The organism is Bradyrhizobium sp. CIR18 (assembly GCF_014198295.1).
Taxonomy (GTDB): Bacteria; Pseudomonadota; Alphaproteobacteria; order Rhizobiales; family Xanthobacteraceae; genus Bradyrhizobium.
In genome coordinates, this window is the sequence record NZ_JACIHF010000040.1 from 1 (window position 1) to 1,362 (window position 1,362).

Annotated in this window: 3 protein-coding genes; all 3 read left to right on the forward strand. The window is 58.2% G+C overall.

All coding sequences use genetic code 11. The annotated features are described in order from the left end of the window. Positions 1–444, forward strand: a 444-nt coding sequence (locus tag GGD65_RS39910) for an ABC transporter permease subunit (protein WP_183238757.1), incomplete at its 5' end; no start/stop codon positions are given. Beyond that, positions 441–1,088, forward strand: coding sequence for an amino acid ABC transporter permease (locus tag GGD65_RS39915; RefSeq protein WP_183238758.1), 648 nt, complete (start codon positions 441–443; stop codon positions 1,086–1,088). The genes GGD65_RS39910 and GGD65_RS39915, both read left to right, overlap by 4 nt. Positions 1,089–1,173: 85 nt before the next feature. Then, the coding region (locus tag GGD65_RS39920) for an ATP-binding cassette domain-containing protein (RefSeq protein ID WP_183238759.1) at positions 1,174–1,362 on the forward strand (189 nt) is incomplete at its 3' end.

Sequence of the window (1,362 nt, forward strand, 5' to 3'; positions counted from 1 at the left end):
CTGGCGCTTGATGGTTCGGCATATGGCGCGGAGATCGTCCGTGCCGGCATTGAGTCTGTGCATCGCGGGCAAAGCGATGCATGTCACGCGCTTGGGCTGAGCAATCTCCAAAGCTTCAGGAAGGTCGTTCTCCCACAGGCGCTCTCGCAAATCGTGCCCGCTTTCGGCAGCCTGGCCAGGGGCATATTCAAGTGGACCGCGATCGTAAGCTTCATCGGCGTGCAAGACCTGATCTATGTCGGAGACTATGTTCGCGGCCAGACATTCGAGACGGTCACGGTCTTTTGCCTGCTCGCGGTGGTCTACTGGATCCTAACCCTTCTTTGCGCCGCTGTTTTTCGGGTCATCGAGCACTTGCTGCCGTTGAACCGTGCTTTGCGCGCCGCGCGTACATCGGTTCAGCCCATGCCCCAGGCGGATACGCTTGTAGGAGTTGCTCAATGACATGGGATTGGAGCTATGTCCTGAAGATCTGGCCAGCCCTCATGAGCGGCGTTTGGAATACCATCGTGGTAACGCTTGCGAGCTCGGCGATCGCCCTGTCGGGCGGGCTGTTGCTTGCTATCCTTGAGAGTGTCAGCACCACATTCGGACGGGCCTTCGTGCGGTTCTGGCTCGAACTCTTCCGGGGGGTGCCGATTCTTGTGCTGCTCTATATCGGCTTCTATGTCCTGCCGGCGGTCGGGATCAAGTTTCCAGCGATGCCCATTGGCATCGGCATATTGGGTATTGTCTACGCCGCGTACTGCTCGGAGGTCTACCGCGGCAGTCTCATCACAATTCCCGCCGAACTGCGGGATGCCTGCGTGGCGCTCCATTTGAGCTCCTACATTACGTGGCGCCGCGTGCTCGTTCCGTTGATGGTCAAACGGTCCGTTCCAGCCCTGCTTAACTACGTCCTGGGCCTGTTTCGGGAAACCTCGTTGCTTTTTGCGATCGGAGTTCCGGTGCTGATGGGCGAAGCCCAGGTAAAGGCCCAACTGAGCTTCCGCTTTCTCGAGCCGTTCACCCTGGCAGGCCTTATCTATATCGGCATGAATTTGCCGTTCCTGTACCTCCTCTCCAGATTCAAGGTCAAACATGCTTAGCACCGCGGAATTTAGCAAGGTAGGGCCATTGACGCCCGGTGCCGGCGCAGCTTTCAATGTTCTAGAGTCACCCGGATCTTCTCCGATGTCACAACAGGCCACGTGGGCTATCGAATTCGAAAAGATCTCGAAATCCTTCGGTGCTCACCGTGTGCTGGTCGATCTCGACCTGCAAGTGCGCCCCGGCGAAAAGGTCACGCTGATCGGCCCAAGCGGTTCGGGAAAGACGACCGTGCTGCGTTTGGCGATGACGCTTGAGAAGCCCACCGGCGGT

Coding starts and splice junctions, on each gene's coding strand:
- GGD65_RS39915 (WP_183238758.1), top strand. CDS start 441: ATGACATGGGATTGGAGCTATGTCCTGAAGATCTGGCCAGCCCTCATG.